This window comes from Bacillus sp. ILBB4 (genome assembly GCF_035064545.1).
Classification (GTDB): Bacteria; Bacillota; Bacilli; order Bacillales; family Bacillaceae_H; genus Priestia.
The window spans coordinates 1-17,787 of the sequence record NZ_JAIQVD010000017.1 but is presented as its reverse complement, the minus strand read 5'-3'; the positions used below and the strand labels follow the sequence as shown (position 1 = coordinate 17,787).

Here is a 17,787-nt window from a genome sequence, read left to right as displayed (position 1 = left end):
CGGACGCGATATTAAAATCGATTACAAAGTGTTAAAGGAATTGAGCCTTTTATACATATTTCCCTTCCGAAAATGGTGATTATTTAAATGAAGAGTAAATAAAGAAAAGCCTTCTTTTAAACAAAGATGGCTTTTAAGTTTAATTTTTTGGAAATAAAAATGCTTGTTTAAACTTTCGTGCAGGATATTTCTTTCCATCCTTCATAACTCTAAAGGGTTCTTCTTTCCACGTTACAACTACTTCAATCTTTTTTGAGTCAACCGAAATAGGTTGATTTTGATGATGGAAGAAATTCTGTGAATCAGGTATTTTATATGTGATTAATTCAGCTTTAGTATTTGTATTTGGCTCATCCCTATAGATCTCTACTGTAGCATCATAAACCTGTCCACCTAAGTTTCTCACATCAATACTATAGGTATTAAACTCATCATTATCCTTCAAGTCGTTAGTATCGGGTTTGTCTATCTTTACTTTCCAATGGTCTGATGATTGAGACGTAGGAAGCCTTTCTGGTGTATAAGCGTAAGTATTAACAGAACCAAAAATGATGGAACATAAACAACTACCAACAAGTAAGATATGTGCTTTCTTCATTATAGATTCCTCCAAACCACAAGATAAGAGTATTATTCTTCCAATTAGAGCTTATATACGTGAATTTTATTGGCTTTTGAATTACCTGTAACAAATGTTAGTTAAAAAGGGTTTGTTTTATGAGTTATAGAAAGTCATATCAGGGAGGAATATTTATATGACAAACCATAAAGACGAAGAAATACTAACAGGAGGGAATGTCTCTAACGTTTATCGTTCGGGAGATACCGTCCAACGAGAATTAAAGCCAGAGAGCCACAAAATTCATGATTTATTAAAACATTTGGAAAGCAAAGGTTTTAGTTATGCACCAAAATTCTTAGGTATTGATGAGAAAGGAAGAGAGGTACTCTCATTTATTGATGGAGAAACTGGTAATTATCCTTTAAAAGAATACATATGGTCTGATGACACCTTAATAGAAATAGGAAAAATGCTCCGCCTTTATCATGACTCTGTTAGTGATCTTCCAATTAAAGAAGATTGGACAGCAATAGATAACACCCCAAAACCATTTGAAGTAATCTGCCATAATGATTTTGCCATATATAACGTTATTTTTAATCGTAAGATTCCAGTAGGTATTATTGATTTTGATGTGGCCGCACCTGGTCCAAGGCTGTGGGACATAGCTTATACACTTTACACTTGTGTCCCCTTAAGTAGGTTTTATCTTTCTGAAACGGGTGAAAAAGTTTATTATCATTCACTACAAAACGCTAACCTCGTAAAACAAAGAATTAAATTATTTTTTGGGGCTTATGGTAAGGAATTTGAAGAAGATTATTTAGAAATGGTATTGCTACGATTAGAAGGATTATGTAAAACAATTACAAGGAAAGCCAGTGAAGGTGACATTGCTTTTAAAAAGATGATAGATGAAGGGCATCTTGAACATTATCAAAAAGATATTAACTTCATTCGTGCAAATAGAAACAATTGGACTTGAGATTCGTTGCTATTTTTGTTCATTTTATTGTTTTATCATTTACACTAAGTGACGACAAATACAAGAAAAGCTCTCAAAATTAATTGAGGGCTTTTCTTACATGTGTGGTTGATCATAGCTGCATTTAATAGTTGATAAGAGTGAAATATATACATGTACATATATAAAATATAGTATTAGGTTATAATTTGTCCAGTCAAAAGGTAAGCAAAATAAAAAGCTACCTCGGCAGTGGACGCGAGGTAGCTCATAAATAGGGTTCACACGTATAAAGCGTATGATAAACGGATTCAAGCAGATTATAGCACATTTTTGCCATAAAGACTACATTTTACCCTACAAGCATATGTATAAAAGGTGCGCTTTTTATACATCCTGTCCGCAATCACCTGAAAGAAAATAGTTGTTATATCAACGATGTATAAAAAGCTGCATACTCCGGAAAAAGAACCCTCGGCGGAACCGTTCTGCGACAAGGGTTCTTTTTTGGGTTGTGTACCGGAAAGAGTGATTATGTTAACTACGGATGTATATGATATACAGCTTAAGAACCGAAAAAACTACCCTGGTGTGTGATGGGGTAGTTTTTTCGGTTACGTAATTGGGTTTCATGAGTGATGCCTTATTGCATCTTGGGTAGTTTGCTCTTGGTAAATAAATTTATTCATTCACAAAAAGTAGTTTTTGTTTGAGAAAAGTTAAGTATGTACTGCTTTGAATGAGTATCTTTTTATTTCTCATGGTTCAGATAGTCAAAAATCGTACGATTAGCAAAGTGAGCTTAACTAATCGTACGATTTTTAAGATTTATATTTGATGAACAGATTAGTTTTCTTTTTACAAAATACATTATAAAAAAGAAAAGTGAAAATATGATGAAAGTATAATGAGTTATATAGTTAATATAGCTTTAAATGGAGTATACAGTCTAAAAAAAGCGAAAAATCACTGTTTCCGTCAGTGATTTTTCTGGTTACCAGTATGCTATACATACTCTAATGTCTTTTAAGATCGTAAGTAGTTTACTTCAGTTATAAAAAAATATTCATAGTGGTTAAGTGTTAAGTTACATATACTTATTCTCTTATGATTTCTAAGAGAAACAATTATAATAATCTTTCTTCTTACTAAAGGGTGTTTAAGTTTTGTGAACTCATTAGTTTTACGACTGTTTCACCAATTTGTCTTCCCAATCTTAAACCTTCATCATTGTCTACTTTAAAATGTACCCCAGCATACAAACGAGATTGAGCACTTTCTTTCATCAAATTTTTTATTCTTGCTGACTCTGAGGGGAAGAAATAACTTAATAATATTTCTGAACATCCTGCAATAGTAGCATGGGCAGAAGGATAAGATGGAAAACGAGGAGTAATCAACACAGTAGATAAATTTCTCCCATATTGATTTGGTCGTGCTACATCCCATAGATATTTTAAAAACCATGTGATTACGAATGTATCGTTTATAGCAGCATTGGAATACCCTAGAGCTCTAGCAATATGAGGTGATCCTAGCCGATATTTTTCACCTAAATCAAAAATCATAGCAGTAATTTTTGCACTTAGTTCACCTGTACCCCAATATTGCGCAATTTGTCTTTGTTGAGGAGTTAGCGACTTTAATGTTTGATTTACTAGAAAAAGTTCTGTTTGCCAATCAATATCATCAGGATTTTTAATTCCCCAATTGATAGGTTGATGAAAGGGATTTAAGAAATTATTATCTCTACCTTTTGAAAAAAAGAACATTGGCCAATATCCTGCTTCTGAAGAGCCTTTAGGAGGTTTTTTTTCTCCATCATAAGGGTGTTCTTTCCATTTTCTATAACTTGCTCGCATCAGACCCACCCCCTTACAAAATTTATTCTTCTTGTTCTTTATGATTAAGAAGAATAAAATATGTCAATATCTTTTTTTAGAAATAACCCCCTAATATTATTTACTCAATTTATAGAGGAAAGAATGTAAATCATATGTAGCTTAAAAACAGAAAAAACTACTGCTCCTGTACAGTAGTTTTCCTAGTCGTTGAAATATAGATGTTATGTTGATAATGCTCTATTGCATCTTAAGTAGTTTGCTCAAAATATTAGGCGTCATCCATTTATAAGGAATTTTATTCTTTTGTTTTTTATAAAAGCCAGTTACCTAAATATAAAGATATGCGTAACATGTACTTTTTCGAACGGATTAGTTCATTAATGCTTGTAGTCTTTTGTAATTTTTTGATATGTTTTGTAGAAACCGTTTTCATTTTGTCTTATATTACTCATAATATATATATTGTTAGCTTTATCTTTTTATTATGGACCTACTAAATTTCGATGAGGTGAGAAGAAGCTATGTCAATGGTAGTCAATCCAGTAGGTCAAACCAAAGACTTACTAAAGTGTATTATAAAAAAAAGAAAAGAACTAATTGATCTGGGCAGTAATTATGGACTTTTAGATGATAAAACAATTAAGTGTAGTCAAGATTTGGACAGGCTTATAAATTTGCATATGAAATCTTATTCTGATTCAACTAACATGCTTTTAGATAACGAAAGGGATCTACCTAGAATGAGACATTCGTATGATAATTATAAAGTTAGTGATTTCAATTATAAGGCAAAAGCCGTTGAGCTTGCAAAAAGTAATATTCGTTTTTTCTCTTCCCAATTGATTGCTAATTCAAATCTAGCAACATTTGGAGTATGTACTGCTTTAGTTATAGTGAGAAATGGAACTAAAGCAGGTTTTGTTGCTTTTGAAAATTTACGACAGTTAACAACCCATTCGTGAAAATCTATCTTTTCTCACGCTTCAAACTAAATTTATGAGTACTTAAAAAACATCAGATTAGCATAAACTGATGTTTTTCTTAAGTACTTTAATTTCAGAAAGTGATACTAATTTTACTTTTCCTAATGAATCTTCTTCCTTAATTTCACAAGTGCCATTATTATATAACCACAAAACAGTATAATTTTTTTCTTTAAAAATGACATTGCAACCAATTTTCACCAATTATCCCTCCAAGCGCAAGGTCTTTTAGTTATATAACAAGTTAACGTAATATTAAAACTATTTAACGCTTTATATAATTGTAAACGTTTTCTTTTCGGTAGTAAATATATGTTTCATGTAACTCGGTTTATATAATAGAAATTAGAATACATGAAACAAACCAAAAAAAGCTTTAACAAAATGATCCTTTAGTATGTTATTTTCGATAGAGTCCATTATGTAAACTTTAAAAATGGATTATTACTCAGTGAATTCCTTTTCCACAGTGCTTATTATTCTATACAAAGCAATAGATGTAGTCTTCACATCCGGAAAATATTCAATATAACCTGTTTCAATATTTTTCACTTGAAAATTCTTTAGTTCTTTAGAATAACTGAGAGAAAAGGTATTATTTTCACTGCAAATGGTATGAGTGATTTCACTATCTTCATACTGTAATAAAGTTTCTAACGTTTCTTTGATTTTAATTAGTGTCATTTATCACCAAACCCTTTCTCACTATTTTTAAAAATTCGCGAATTAAAGTTTAATCTATTTTAACATAGGGTATATTTATAAGTTATTATCTTCAATAATTGAAATAAAGATTTTAAAAATGAAATAAATTTGTAAAAAACCAAGAAAATGTAATTTTATATTAGAATTAGTTGCTATATGACGAATGCAACATAGTTAGTAATTCTCAATATATATGGCTAAAAAGATGGGTAAAAAATACATGTTTTGAGAGTGAAAATATAATAAGTCTTATTTAAATTTGATATTTTGAGGAGGTATCTGAAATTGAGTAGTGCATCTAGATTCAAAATGCGAATTTACAGCCCTCAGTGGGGACTTAAGGACCTTTATCATTTTAAAAAAACAAAGGATGGTTGGACGTTTGAAAACTATAGATATAAAGGTTAAGTAGATAAAGGTGGGAATCCTTTATTTTATAAAGCCCTTATTACTGAATCCATTTCCTATCCTAATCTCCTAGACATATATATTTCTACTGCATGGGAGAATGTTAACACGTTAAATAAAGAACAAGTTCAGAACATTTTTGATGAACTATCTAAATGGATTTCATCCAGTGAAAATAACCTTCATTAATCCTTTATCAAGCTAAAAAAGTGGGCACTATCATGGGGATATTCAGGGTTAAAGGTTTATCATAAAAGTCTTATTGTTTTTTATCTAAAAACATATCTAGCGTGGTTAGTACAAAAATGCAGGACTTTTTTATATACAAAGAATGAAAATAGATAATACTTCACTTAGGGATATTAATTAATTAATTAAAGCTAACTAAAATCTGAAAACAAATAAGGGGCGTATTTAAAATGGAGATTATTTATAACCAGAGAGAAAAAATGACCGATTTTATCAGAGATAACAAACAGAATTTTCAGGACAAACTTTTGTCAGAGGCAGTTAATGTAGCCACTAAGATTAATGACATTTTAGAAACTGGCAATATAGATCTTTTAAAAAATGCTCAAAAGTTATCTCTATATGTCGTCGAGCAAAAAGAAGAACAGCTCATTGCTTTCGCTCAGCAAGAAGGGATAGCCTGGGCAGAGCACTCCTTAACTCTTGCCTTCAAACTAGAATGGGTACAGGCCATTAGGCGAACATTATGGCATTTTCTCTATCAATATGATCGAATAAATAACCAATTTAATGGCCGTGAAGAATTTTATGCCTTAGAGAAACGAATTAATGATATGATTGATCAATTTCTTAACACTTTTCTCATTAGTTATTCCAAGTATAAAGATGAATTAATTGCCTCCCAAAGGGACTTAGTTGAAAATTTGTCTGTGCCCATTATACCACTTAGCCAATCTGTAGCTGTACTACCATTAATCGGAATGATTGACATCAATCGTATCCAAACAATTGAGGAGAAAGTATTGATGGGCATCTCAGATTTAAAGATTCAAACATTAATTATAGACCTGTCTGGAATTGCTAACATGGAGATGTATGTTATTGACCATTTTCAGAAAGTGTTAACTGGAATTTCAATGATGGGAAGTAAAGCTATTCTTACAGGCTTACGTGCTGACTTGGTGCGAACAATGATTCACTCAGGAATCTCCTTTGAAGATAGGGCAGAAGCAAAAGGTACATTACAACAAACATTAAAAGAATATCTAGAACTCCACCAAATGTAGGAAAAATAATGAATTTATGAAATAAGAATCGTTTTTTAAAAAATAAATCAGTATTCAGAAAAGCCTTATATCTTAATATAAGGCTTTTGGTGCCTAGAAAATCCATTATGGTAACTAACTTTGTATATCATATACACCCTAAAAGTAGAAGAAACTACCTTGCTGCAAGGGGTAGTTTCTTCTGCTCTATTGCAGCATTACCCCGTACTCCTTTGTTTTACTATGGACAACACAAAAGAAAGGATTAATAGCCCTGCAAAGAAGGAAAAGGAAAAAACAAGATTTGAAGAAATCTCTAATAAACGACTGGATATGGAAGGACCAAAAGACATCCCTAAAAAGTTGAAGAGATTGTATACCCCTATCCCCATCGACATTTTCTCCTTCTCTATTGTATGAGGAATTTCAATATTAATAATTACAGTTAGAGCACTAAAGCTTATATAGATAAATAATACTCCTAGCGTGATCATAACCATAGAATGAAGACCAAGAAAGATTAGAATACCAAAACCTATTAATTGTACACCAATAGATATAACCATTAATTTCTTATTACTTATAAAATGAACAGCCTTCCTCACAAGTAGACCAATCAAAAAGCCTACTATTGAGATACTACATAAGATGAGACCGATTAGGATAACTGATACATGAAATGTTCGAATGGCCTGTAAAGGAAAAAGAAACAAAATAGCTACCATGGCAGCGTTATTAATAAAACTAATTAAGATTAATTTGTTAAAAGAATAAGATCGGAATACGGAAAAATCAATAAATAATAAGACTCCTTGTTTTTTACTATGCAAGCCCAATAAGAGGATAGAAAGGACGCTTAGAATAAGCAAATATCCATTTAATTTTACTCCTAAGATAAAAGAAATAACAAAGAGAAGTAAATAAAACAATCCGGAAAAATCAAAGGGTTTAGTTACTTTCTCGTTACCAGCATATCCAGAGGGGATAAAGTAGTATAGGCCAAAAACTGTGAGTAAAGTCAGGCTCATAAATAAGAATAAGGATGGCCACCCCCAGATATGGGTTAGTATTCCTCCTATCAAAAAACCAAATCCAGAACCTAGAGACAAACACCCTCCTATTAATGTAAGAGTGACATTTCGTTTAGCTAAAGGAAGATATTGATTTGCTGTGATCATGGATAAAGCAATAAAAGAACTGCCCCCCATAGCTTGAATAATACGGCCTATCAGAACTCCAATATATCCATTAGATAAATAGCCTATTACTGAACCTAAAGTGAATAAAAGGACACCAATCATTAATAATTTTTTAATCTGAATGTAGGAAGATAATTTGCTATATGTAATTGAGCCAAAAGTAATAACCAATGTATAAGAAATAACAATCCAACTGATTGCAGAGCTCGTAACACTCAAATCCTTTGTCATATCCTCAAGAGCCACGTTAAATAAAATAGCATTAATGACACCAGATAGAACAATGAAACATAACGTTACAATGAGATAATTCGTCCTGTTTTTCATAAATAACTCCTCTTTAATCAAATAGTCATAAAACTTTAAAACTAATTAGTAAAAAAAAAGCTACTTTATAATGTAGCCAAAAATCCAGGAAGGTATTGTTTAAACATTTCAGTATTCAAAGAAACGTATTTAGTTACACCTTCTCGTTTAATTGTTACCAGCTGTGCATCAGATAAAATTTTCAAATGATAAGACCCATTTGATTTACTAATCCCTAAACTCCTTCCAATATCTGTACATCGCGGGCAACTTTCTTCTTGAGATAAGATACGAATAATATTTATTCTCTTTTCATCTGCTAATGCATTAAATATTTTAACTCTTTGAAGATCATTTGTTTGTTCTAAAGTCATAGAACTATTATATAACAAACAACCAGATTGTCAAATATCGTCATTTCCCTTAACAATAACTGCTTCAATTTACTTTTTAGTACCTAGAATCGGTTTTATGTTAACTGAATTGAGTTTTTTTGAGAAAGTAATTGCCCAAAAAGCAGTTACTTTTTCTTTTTTATAGAAAAATATGAAATGATTGTATACTTTTTCACTACTCATACGTTATAAGACAGGAAGGAGGAAAAATACTTGAAAAATCGGTTATCAAACGATCAGCTAAAAATTGTCATGAATCAACTTTACTTATATTTAATTAAACAAGGTGCAAACCAAGAAACAGCTAAAGATATTGTTCAAGAAGCTGTTTGTAAACTACTTATTCATCTTGAATCGATTGATACCGATAAATATAAATCGTGGCTTTTTAAAGTAGCTATAAACTTATATTACGATTACTGTCGAAAAAACAAAAAATCTCATTACGTGGTAGTAGAAGATTACCTTATTACCAATGAGCGATTAATTGAAGAGATGATGATTGCAAAAGAAAATCAGCTTCTAGTAAGAAGAATACTTCAAAAGGTGTCTCCCACCTTTAAGCAACTACTTCTTTTAAAGTATGAGCTAGACTGGTCTTATAAACAAATTGCGGAATATGTAGATATGAAACCTGAAGCTGTCAAAACGTATTTAGCTCGTGCTAGGAAAACGTTTAAAGAAATGTATAGGAGAGAATGTAATGAAAAAAACGAATGATGAGTTAGATTCAATTTTTGATGAAAAGTCTTTACATAGAACACTGAAAAAAGCAAAATACATAGCATTTTTAAGAACAGTTTTTATATCAGCACTCGTAGTCTGTTTTGTTATTACTGTACTAATAAAAGGAAACAATTATTTTATAAATACACAAGGAAATAAACTCGCTGAACAGGTAATTAAGGAAAACCATGTGAGGATGTCTCCGAATACATTTACTAACACCGATACCATCTCAACAGGAATTTTAAAGGGGACTATTAAGAGTGAAGTATTTAAAGTGATTGAAGATAAAGTTATACCTTGGGGTACAGAAGAAATAAAGTATGATTTACTTGGAAACTTTAATGCATCATTCTCAACACACAGTACGATTGTTAATGACACTACGATGTATCATATTCCTAATGGACAACGTGAGATGCTATTCTATGTACCTAAGTATAAGTATAAGCTGTATGCTAATGACTTTGGTATGATTAAAGATTATCCAAATGACAAATACATGGAAATGGCCATATCTTTTGGTGAAAATTACACATTAAAAGAAGTACAAAAGATGCTTCCTACATCTGCTCACCAAACGTGGTATTGGGTAGATAACTATGCAAACTCTAATGGTTACAGAAATGAGCCAGAAACTGGACGATGGTTATTAGGTATTTCTAAACCATCCCCACAACTAGGAGCAAAACTAACGACCACTAAAGTTAAAACAGAAGCAGACTTTTTGAATGAGCTCAAAAAAACAGATCCAGGAGAAGCGAAAAACCTAAAAAATAGACAGGAAAATGGATTGATTATAGGCGTAGTTGTTACAGGAACAAAAGAAGAACTGCTTTCCTTGCGAAATAAACCATACGTTAAAGCAGCTAGTTTAGGAGCAGTCGTCGATAAATATTAAGTTTTAGGGACTTGAAACGAAGAAAATCGGTTGTGTATTGACTGATAGATAAACAAAAAGAATCCTTTGCCCTATATAGGCAAAGGATTTTCAAATTTATTGGAATAGGGGGAATACGTTATTAGTCTGGCCAGATTTGTAGATTCATATACATATATCTTTAAAAATAAATCTTGTAATCGACTGTAATTCCACTGAATAACTTTTATTATTTATTATAATTTTTTATGTAAACACTATAGTATTTCATATATTATTAAGGTTTTATCATTTACTCTACCTGACGACAAATAGCGTCTTTTTCTACAAAATAGATATTAAATGAAACTTATTCTTATAAAAATTTTGTAGATTTAACGGGTGTGTACGATTTTTTATAAGGATATAAGATTTGTGTTCCATTTTAATTTTAAAATTAAGTTTTACTACAATAAAGAAAGCCACTAGTGCATCTAGTGGCTTTCCGTTTAAAAATCGCTATATTCTTCTAAATCATCATCGTCTAATGAGCCAGATACTTGTTCTAAATCCGCAATCTTTCCTTCTTTAATTTGATGACCTTCTGAAGATTTTTCTTCTGTATCATCCGGTTTGTTATTGAAACCATTCGTTTGCGCTAATTGTTTGAGCTCACGTAATTCGCAATTAATTTGTTCCAGGAGCTCTTCTGTTTTGCGGCCCGTTTCTAACTGGTGGGACGATGAACGATGGAGATCACGAACAATTAAAGAAGAAATATAATCCCCTAATTTCCGAGACTTGGCGTATTTTGCGAGTACGTCATAGACTTCATTACTTAACTTATTAGTTTTAATGGTAAATGCGTTCTGACGCTCTGACATGGGTATCACCTACGCTGTTAGGATTTAACGGCTTTCTTCCCGGCTTGTTTCTTTTGAAGATAACCAATACTGCGAATCTCTAAGCCGAATAAATTTAAATGACGGCTATCCTCTGGCACTTTATGATATTTTTCTGTTCGCTCTTCGCCGATCTTCTCACCCATACTATTCATAATGGCTACTTCTAGTGTAGGAGCGACACCCCCACAATATACGTATTTACGTAATTTATTCGCTGGCGGCGGAGCCACATCATTCAACTTAGCCAGTAAAATCTCCACATATTCTTTTAAAGAAGACTTAATTTGAACAGTTAAATCAATTGATTCACCTGTGTTTTCATTTTTCAATTCAAACTTTTGTTTGCTGTAGTTATCTAAAATAAATTGATCAAAAGCACGTAAATCGGTAAACAACTCTGGGAATTTTTCTTTTCTTAACTTATCGATATGTGCTAAATATGGAATACCTTCAATACTCTGGAATGATTCCCGGCTGTTCGCAGCTTTTAACCCTTCAGGTAAGATTACGACATCAATTGATCCTCCACCGATATCGACCATCACGGTTTCACATTCTACATATTCATTGGCATCTTCACGGTCTTGAAGCGTTAAGTCTTTCTTTAACGCAAAGCGGGCGATTTCGCCTTCTTTTAAGCAAGAACTTTCTTCCACAGACACCTTTAATTCTCTTTCAAATCCTGGTGTATGGATGTGGAAAGTGTGATCACCTACAAAGCGATTGGCCATGGCTTTTTGCGCTTCTCCGAAAGTACTTTCTTTTTTTAGTAACCAGATTGGTAACATTGTAGAGAAATAGTCAATTTCAATACTAGTATCCTTTTGATCTTTTGCATGCAACGCGTTGTAGTAGGCAATTGCAGCTAAAAATGTCACGTAGGGAATATGGCTTGTTATTTTATTATGTAAACGATTGATGTGATTGTTAGCTAATTGTTGGCTTGCCGCAATGTCGCCGACTAAGAAATAACGTTCTTTTTCTTCGTCTCCAATAGTTGTAGAAAGCAAGATACGCTTTTTAAATTCTTCTGGTGCTGTTACAGCATCTGTAAAGAATGAATCCGCAGCCTCCTTTTGGAGTTCTACTACGTTGGTTGGAAAATCAAACAGGTACCCATCGATAATATTCATATCGACTGAGTTCCCACAGTCTTTATTAAAACGTGAAATTTTCATATCTATACACCTCATTTTTAAGTTGAACTTCTGTTGAACTAATTATACATAAAAAAAAGATGTTGTACAATCTTTTTAGGTGAACTTATTTATCATTAAAAACTTACATATATCAACAATCGTGTTTATTTAGTTTATCTTACCTTGAGGCGGAAATTAAATTAGGATAAATGGATGATGTTAATAAGACGGTACTAAGTCGCTTATAATGAGAAATGCTATGTGTTGACTACATAACCAGAACATCAAGTATTTTCATACATCTAAAAAGAAAAAAGGAACACAAAAAACCTGTCCTTATCTATAGAAATAAAAATTGCTACAATAGAAAAACTAACAACAAAAGGTTCTATTTAAAACTTCATATAGACCATTCAAGCACACTTGGGTAATTCCATACATACAGTAATTAGAAATCTTGTTCCTTCCACATTAGCCCAATTTCTTGTTCGCGCTGCAAAACCTTCTCCAGATAACGCTCTGTTGTCTTACGATCACTGTGACCTAGTTCCTTTTGAATTAAAAAGATATCTGCTCCCTGCTGCCTACTGTAAATGGCATAAAAGTGACGAAAATAATGGGGCGTAATCCTGTCAGCTCGTTCTTTCACAAAAGGTAACTCTGTTCGTTCAATGATACGCACAATATAATTACTTAAGTTTTTATAGTGATAATACCCTCCATCTTTGCTCGGAAATAATGGGCCTTGATCACTCGTATTTAAGGCTGTACTGACATGGCGTCTTGCTCTAAAGGCAAGAATTCGTTCATATAGGGATGGATGAAGTAACTTATCAAATTTCTTTCCACCCTTACCTACTCCTCTTAAGCGATAATGCCCACTTAAACTGTCTAGATATACATCTCCCCATGAAGCATTGGCTATTTCTTGTACACGTAATCCTGTCATAGCCAACATGGTTAACAATCCATGGTTAATGGAATGATCTTTATAATAGTCTAGGATCTGCTTAACTTCATGATAGTACAAATCTCGATTTGGAATTTCTTGTTCTGATAGTGATGTGCTCAAGATTTCTTTATGCAACGGATACTGAATATACTTCGTTTCATGTAACCATTTCATAAAACTTTTTAAAATCGTCATTTTAGCATCTAAAGTTGCGGGTGAATAAGGTTTACCGCCCTTACCTAACAATGCAGTACTTAAATACATTTGATAATTCCTTATGTGCCAAGGTCTTAGATTTTTAAAAATCGTTTCTTCTATATAATGGTCTACATCTTGTCGTAAGAATGACTCACTTTCTATTGCATACTGATAAAACTGCAATAAGATCCGTAAGTACTCTATTTTTGTGTTCTCTTTTCGTTCTCGATTCTTTCGGATATGCTTTCGTTGATGAACATAGTAGTACATCATGTCTTCATCTGTAAAATCGCTAAACATGCCTTCGTTTTTTCGCTGGTGATGCTCATTTCTTTCTTCTAAGGCATCATAGTATGTAGTATTCAGCATCAACGAAACAACTTTATGGAAATTCTCTTTTCTCTCACGTATCTCCGTTCCTATATTCATTAAAGATATATTTTGCATAAAACCTCTCCTTTCAACGATCCCGTTTTCTTATTCATATTTTTCTCTAGTGTTAAGGTAGTTTCTTCTCTATTTAAGATTATGTATCAATTTATATGTATGTAAAAAGCAAAGGACCTCTAACAGTGATGATAACGTTCATAACAAATTTAAAAGGGGAAAAATACCATTTTAATATTAATTATTACTACAGTTAAGTACGCATTGAAATGTATTTTTTAGAGATATTACTTCTTTATTTTATCTTATATAGAAGCAAAAGTGAAAACTTACTTTTTATAAAAATAGGATAAAATTTATATCATTTGTAGAAAAACAATATATTTGTCGTTATTTAGAGTTAATATTAAAACATTATTTTTTATAAGTTAGTTTTACCATTTACACTTATAATACAATAACTTTTAAACTTTAATCTTATTTAAATATGATATAATAGGTTATTAGTTAATAGAAAAATAGAAGGAGTGTGCTTTATGATTGATAACCCCAGTAAAATCATTACCATTGAAGACGTGATGGAGATGTTAGCTATTTCATCGAAGAAAACAATTTATACATATATCCAGCAAGGAAAGCTACATCCGATTAATAAAGATGACTGGCATATCGAAGGTCGTTATGAATTTGACCTAGAAGATGTGGTACGGTTAAAAGAAGAATTAAAAAAGCCAGGACTTACGACAAAAGAAGTAGCGCAGCAACTCGATATATCCGTTACAACGGTCAATAAGTATATTAAGCAAGAATTATTACCAGCGTTCCAAGAAGAATACCGAGGAATCAATTGCTATTTTGTCCATGAAGAAGAGTTAGAAGCATTTAAGCGCACGCATGAAATCGGACGTAAACCGAGTAAGCGTCATTTTTATCATGCCGAACAAAATATTGCTTTATTTCAGCTTTTTGTAAAGAAAGACGAGGAAAAAGAGCAACTTGCCCGTATCATCTCCGTAGAAGATCCGATTATGGCTGTTACAGAACAACATGAGGAGTTAACATTAGAGGAATTAATTGACCGAGGCTTTGAAGCAGCCTATACCATTGAGTCGAAAAAAATGATTACCAAAGAAGGCTATGCTACGTTTACCTTTAAACAAACAGCTTATGCAAAATCACATCTTTATAAGCTTATGGATTTATTTTATCAATACCTAAGCCCGACCAATATGAGGATTACGCCACAAGAAGAGAAAGAGCAATTTTTAATTGAAATCAAACCTATATTACTGACCGAATCCTCACACGAACTTATGGAGTTATTAGAGTCTGTTCTTGTCTCAGGTAAAATTAACAAGCGTAGCCGTGGCATTTATATTGATAGCGATTTGGAAGTGGTACGAGTCAAAGTAACAAGCGATTTGAAAGAAGAATTGCAGCAAAAAGCGAAAGAATTAGGCAAACGAAACATTGAGGAATTGTTACTATACGCTGTACAAAATTATAAAATGAACTAAGAAAAGTTCAACTTTAAGAAGGCAAGCCAATAAAAACGGGCTTGTCTTTATCTATACGATGAAATAAAAAAGTTTAATAAATTATCTTCTCATTATTGGGACTTTAGAAAGTAAATTAATCCTCCTGATAGATTAATTTACTTTCTATTTGATTTTATCTATATTTTAAATATTTTTTCATACCTTCTGGTTTATAATGGAACTTATTGTTCATTCAATGCAAGTTTCAGTACCTTAGAAACTTTTGTTTTATTGCTATGTAAAATCAGCTACTATAATAAGTGTTATAAGTAACAAAAGAGCATAAACCCGTTGGTTTCCAACAAGTATATGCTCTTTTTTAGTATGAATTTTAACGGTTATTTATTCTTTTAGTTCTGTCACAAATAATTCAAAATATACGATTCCGATGCAAAACTGGGAAATGTGTCATAAGAATTTTCTAATATACATATGGATAGTGATGTAGCGATGTTGTTACTCAGTGATACTTGATGCGCAATGAGAATCAGTAAGTTTATATAGATTTATATGAACTTTTATTGCATAGAAAAAACCATCGAAAGTATCTGAATGACAACAAAAAGCTAATAAAATACTTAAATATCTATGACGTACATTTTAGAGAAAGGAGTATCTATATGAGTGACTACTTTGAGGAGGTAATGAGGAAACTGACTATTGAGGATGTTAGCATTCTGGGATGGTTATTTCAGAATGAAGCAAACGCTGTGTTTAAAGCGATAAAGAAAAGTAGTATTGCAGATGAGTTTGAATATTCAACAGCTAACTTTCGTAAGACACTCAACAAGCTTGAAGCTATTCATTTCATAGGAACTGTTACTGGAGGAAAAGAACATAAATTGTATCTAACAGAATACGGTCAACAAGCTGTACAACAGGCCATACTTCAAGGAGAAGAAAATGAGGGGGTTAAGGAAATATGATAGGTATTGTAGGAATTGGTGCTGCAGGTGGGAATATAGCTGATTTAGCATTTGAAAATGGTATTAATGCTGTTGCATTGAACTTTTCAGAACGTGATTTGGAGTCATTAGATTTTGTAGAAGAGCGTCTAATGCTTATAGGTAGCGAAGGAGTAGGAAAAAATCGAGATGAAGCTATTAATCTTATGGTCGATAAAAACTGGGAAATGGCACTGAAGTTTATTAAAGAGAACTTTTCAACACCTAGTACTGAAATTATTATGGTTTGTTTTTCTGCAGGTGGTGGCTCTGGTGGCGGTATTGGACCGATGCTTGTGGATCTTCTTGCTCAGGAAATGCATGACAAAGCAATTGTAGCTGTTCCTATCTTACCCGATACTACAGAAGCATTGGTTCATCAAGTCAATGCACTGTATGTTACTGAAGAGCTTTCACGTCAGGACCTTTGTGTATTACCTATTGATAACGAGCAGGTGAAAAAGAAAAATCCGAATGCAGGAAAAGCTAGAATCTTTAAAGAAACAAACGAAACATTTGTGAACTTAATTAGTACTCTTCCTAAATATACGGATAGACACTCTAAGCATGGTGTTTTAGATAAGAAAGACTTACGTACAATTTTTTCAACAAAAGGAATTTCTGCCATTTCATCTGCAGAAATAACAAAATTAGATGAAGGGCAAGCAGATATTAGTAATGAGGGTATTACAGAAGTAATTAAGAAATCATGGGAAAACTCAATCTTTGCACCACTTGAAATGCAAACTATACCAAAAGCAGGAATTATATATGAAGGTCCACTAGACTTATTTACGATAGATTCAGCCCAACTATTTAGTTCCTTTAAGGGGGGCGAACCAACCCATCTATTTGAAGGAACCTATGAAGGTGATCATGCAAAGGTAACGACAATTTTATCAGGAATGCCTTATTATTCTACCCGATTAAATATTATTGAAGGAAAAATTGAAGCACAACAGAAGGTAACAGAGGAGTTAGCTACCATAGAAACAGGTTATGAATCCAAGTTGAAATTGCCTAAGGCTTCTCATAAGAAACCACTACCTAGAAATAAAAAGAAGGCAATCAGTTCAATTTTAGATAAGTATCAGAATCGTTGAGCATTTTTAGTATATCTATGAAGACAAGCATATATATATAAGATGCACTTTTTATACACTCTTTGTTTACACAGATCTGGAGAAATCACCTTTATGACTCACCTGAAACCCTTACTGCCGCAAGGGTTCTTTTTTGTAGAGTTTTCCAGAAAGGGTTGTTGTGTAAATAGAAATAAGTAGATAAACATTTGCTGTAGACGAATCTGAGTATAAGAACACACTTCGTATTTGTTACTCTGATATGAGAAAATTTTCTAATTAACATTTTTGCTATGAAGCGATATAAATTCTATATTAAAACCAATAATTTATCTACTATAAACAAAAAAGCAGTTTGCATATGCAAACTGCTTTTAAAATGACCCGTACGGGATTCGAACCCGTGTTACCGCCGTGAAAGGGCGGTGTCTTAACCGCTTGACCAACGGGCCAGTA

Annotated in this window: 17 protein-coding genes and 1 tRNA gene; 8 read left to right on the top strand and 10 right to left on the bottom strand. The window is 32.4% G+C overall.

All coding sequences use genetic code 11. From position 1 onward, the window contains the following. Positions 1 to 139 precede the first annotated feature (139 nt). Entirely contained in the window at positions 140 to 598 is a 459-nt protein-coding gene (locus LAV82_RS29455; RefSeq protein WP_251388990.1) for a YozF family protein, read from the bottom strand. A gap of 157 nt (positions 599 to 755) precedes the next feature. On the opposite strand from LAV82_RS29455, the gene LAV82_RS29450 reads away from it, so the two are divergent. Further along, positions 756 to 1,547, top strand: a complete 792-nt coding sequence (locus LAV82_RS29450; protein WP_499717492.1) for an aminoglycoside phosphotransferase family protein — start codon at positions 756 to 758, stop codon at positions 1,545 to 1,547. A gap of 1,127 nt (positions 1,548 to 2,674) precedes the next feature. Here LAV82_RS29450 and LAV82_RS29445 read toward each other — a convergent pair. After that, on the bottom strand, positions 2,675 to 3,388 hold the full coding sequence (locus LAV82_RS29445; protein WP_499717491.1) for a vanadium-dependent haloperoxidase: 714 nt from the start codon (positions 3,386 to 3,388) through the stop codon (positions 2,675 to 2,677). Positions 3,389 to 3,891: 503 nt separating this feature from the next. Here LAV82_RS29445 and LAV82_RS29440 point away from each other — a divergent pair. Beyond that, entirely contained in the window at positions 3,892 to 4,332 is a 441-nt protein-coding gene (locus LAV82_RS29440) for a Spo0E family sporulation regulatory protein-aspartic acid phosphatase (protein ID WP_499717490.1), read from the top strand. Positions 4,333 to 4,389: 57 nt separating this feature from the next. Here LAV82_RS29440 and LAV82_RS29435 read toward each other — a convergent pair whose 3' ends face one another. Beyond that, a complete protein-coding gene (locus LAV82_RS29435) occupies positions 4,390 to 4,554 on the bottom strand; it encodes a hypothetical protein (RefSeq protein ID WP_211080074.1) in 165 nt (54 codons plus the stop codon). A gap of 243 nt (positions 4,555 to 4,797) precedes the next feature. Beyond that, entirely contained in the window at positions 4,798 to 5,037 is a 240-nt protein-coding gene (locus LAV82_RS29430) for a hypothetical protein (protein ID WP_499717489.1), read from the bottom strand. Between the two features lie 848 nt (positions 5,038 to 5,885). Here LAV82_RS29430 and LAV82_RS29425 point away from each other — a divergent pair. Next, positions 5,886 to 6,722 (top strand): STAS domain-containing protein, encoded by an 837-nt coding sequence (locus LAV82_RS29425; protein ID WP_499717488.1) that lies wholly within the window; start codon positions 5,886 to 5,888, stop codon positions 6,720 to 6,722. 197 nt (positions 6,723 to 6,919) lie between these two features. On the opposite strand, the gene LAV82_RS29420 is transcribed toward LAV82_RS29425, so the two are convergent. Beyond that, positions 6,920 to 8,227, bottom strand: a complete 1,308-nt coding sequence (locus LAV82_RS29420) for an MFS transporter (protein WP_499717487.1) — start codon at positions 8,225 to 8,227, stop codon at positions 6,920 to 6,922. A 65-nt stretch (positions 8,228 to 8,292) separates the two neighbouring features. Further along, positions 8,293 to 8,580 (bottom strand): ArsR/SmtB family transcription factor, encoded by a 288-nt coding sequence (locus tag LAV82_RS29415; RefSeq protein WP_074682857.1) that lies wholly within the window; start codon positions 8,578 to 8,580, stop codon positions 8,293 to 8,295. Between the two features lie 234 nt (positions 8,581 to 8,814). Between LAV82_RS29415 and LAV82_RS29410 the strand changes: the two genes are divergently transcribed. Both LAV82_RS29410 and LAV82_RS29405 read left to right on the top strand, forming a co-directional pair. Then, the gene (locus LAV82_RS29410) at positions 8,815 to 9,321 is read left to right on the top strand and encodes an RNA polymerase sigma factor (RefSeq protein ID WP_377535030.1); all 507 of its coding nucleotides are present in this window, start codon (positions 8,815 to 8,817) and stop codon (positions 9,319 to 9,321) included. Then, a complete protein-coding gene (locus LAV82_RS29405; protein ID WP_377535029.1) occupies positions 9,305 to 10,228 on the top strand; it encodes an anti sigma factor C-terminal domain-containing protein in 924 nt (307 codons plus the stop codon). Before LAV82_RS29410 ends, LAV82_RS29405 begins: the two co-directional genes overlap by 17 nt. Before the next feature lie 467 nt (positions 10,229 to 10,695). On the opposite strand, the gene LAV82_RS29400 is transcribed toward LAV82_RS29405, so the two are convergent. The 3 genes from LAV82_RS29400 to LAV82_RS29390 all read right to left on the bottom strand — a co-directional run bounded on the left by LAV82_RS29400 (position 10,696) and on the right by LAV82_RS29390 (position 13,827). Next, positions 10,696 to 11,070, bottom strand: a complete 375-nt coding sequence (locus LAV82_RS29400; protein ID WP_211080062.1) for a hypothetical protein — start codon at positions 11,068 to 11,070, stop codon at positions 10,696 to 10,698. 17 nt (positions 11,071 to 11,087) lie between these two features. Then, positions 11,088 to 12,269, bottom strand: a complete 1,182-nt coding sequence (locus LAV82_RS29395; protein ID WP_029325488.1) for an Alp7A family actin-like protein — start codon at positions 12,267 to 12,269, stop codon at positions 11,088 to 11,090. A gap of 409 nt (positions 12,270 to 12,678) precedes the next feature. Next, on the bottom strand, positions 12,679 to 13,827 hold the full coding sequence (locus LAV82_RS29390; protein ID WP_211080061.1) for a tyrosine-type recombinase/integrase: 1,149 nt from the start codon (positions 13,825 to 13,827) through the stop codon (positions 12,679 to 12,681). A gap of 476 nt (positions 13,828 to 14,303) precedes the next feature. Here LAV82_RS29390 and LAV82_RS29385 point away from each other — a divergent pair, with 476 nt between their 5' ends. The 3 genes from LAV82_RS29385 (at position 14,304) to LAV82_RS29375 (ending at position 17,352) form a co-directional block, all read left to right on the top strand. Beyond that, entirely contained in the window at positions 14,304 to 15,284 is a 981-nt protein-coding gene (locus LAV82_RS29385; RefSeq protein ID WP_053488449.1) for a helix-turn-helix domain-containing protein, read from the top strand. Positions 15,285 to 15,925: 641 nt separating this feature from the next. After that, the gene (locus LAV82_RS29380) at positions 15,926 to 16,231 is read left to right on the top strand and encodes a hypothetical protein (protein ID WP_029325486.1); all 306 of its coding nucleotides are present in this window, start codon (positions 15,926 to 15,928) and stop codon (positions 16,229 to 16,231) included. Further along, positions 16,228 to 17,352, top strand: coding sequence for an FtsZ/tubulin family protein (locus LAV82_RS29375; protein ID WP_499717485.1), 1,125 nt, complete (start codon positions 16,228 to 16,230; stop codon positions 17,350 to 17,352). The genes LAV82_RS29380 and LAV82_RS29375 overlap by 4 nt, the downstream gene beginning before the upstream one ends. Before the next feature lie 359 nt (positions 17,353 to 17,711). Here LAV82_RS29375 and LAV82_RS29370 read toward each other — a convergent pair. Beyond that, positions 17,712 to 17,783: transfer RNA gene (locus LAV82_RS29370), tRNA-Glu, on the bottom strand. Positions 17,784 to 17,787 lie beyond the last annotated feature (4 nt).

Bases quoted from the DNA above. Each gene is read 5' to 3' on its own strand.
- LAV82_RS29400 (WP_211080062.1), bottom strand. From the start codon at position 11,070: ATGTCAGAGCGTCAGAACGCATTTACCATTAAAACTAATAAGTTAAGT.
- LAV82_RS29385 (WP_053488449.1), top strand. From the start codon at position 14,304: ATGATTGATAACCCCAGTAAAATCATTACCATTGAAGACGTGATGGAG.
- LAV82_RS29425 (WP_499717488.1), top strand. From the start codon at position 5,886: ATGGAGATTATTTATAACCAGAGAGAAAAAATGACCGATTTTATCAGA.
- LAV82_RS29390 (WP_211080061.1), bottom strand. From the start codon at position 13,827: ATGCAAAATATATCTTTAATGAATATAGGAACGGAGATACGTGAGAGA.
- LAV82_RS29455 (WP_251388990.1), bottom strand. From the start codon at position 598: ATGAAGAAAGCACATATCTTACTTGTTGGTAGTTGTTTATGTTCCATC.
- LAV82_RS29380 (WP_029325486.1), top strand. From the start codon at position 15,926: ATGAGTGACTACTTTGAGGAGGTAATGAGGAAACTGACTATTGAGGAT.
- LAV82_RS29430 (WP_499717489.1), bottom strand. From the start codon at position 5,037: ATGACACTAATTAAAATCAAAGAAACGTTAGAAACTTTATTACAGTAT.
- LAV82_RS29450 (WP_499717492.1), top strand. From the start codon at position 756: ATGACAAACCATAAAGACGAAGAAATACTAACAGGAGGGAATGTCTCT.
- LAV82_RS29375 (WP_499717485.1), top strand. From the start codon at position 16,228: ATGATAGGTATTGTAGGAATTGGTGCTGCAGGTGGGAATATAGCTGAT.
- LAV82_RS29395 (WP_029325488.1), bottom strand. From the start codon at position 12,269: ATGAAAATTTCACGTTTTAATAAAGACTGTGGGAACTCAGTCGATATG.
- LAV82_RS29440 (WP_499717490.1), top strand. From the start codon at position 3,892: ATGTCAATGGTAGTCAATCCAGTAGGTCAAACCAAAGACTTACTAAAG.
- LAV82_RS29405 (WP_377535029.1), top strand. From the start codon at position 9,305: ATGAAAAAAACGAATGATGAGTTAGATTCAATTTTTGATGAAAAGTCT.
- LAV82_RS29420 (WP_499717487.1), bottom strand. From the start codon at position 8,227: ATGAAAAACAGGACGAATTATCTCATTGTAACGTTATGTTTCATTGTT.
- LAV82_RS29415 (WP_074682857.1), bottom strand. From the start codon at position 8,580: ATGACTTTAGAACAAACAAATGATCTTCAAAGAGTTAAAATATTTAAT.
- LAV82_RS29445 (WP_499717491.1), bottom strand. From the start codon at position 3,388: ATGCGAGCAAGTTATAGAAAATGGAAAGAACACCCTTATGATGGAGAA.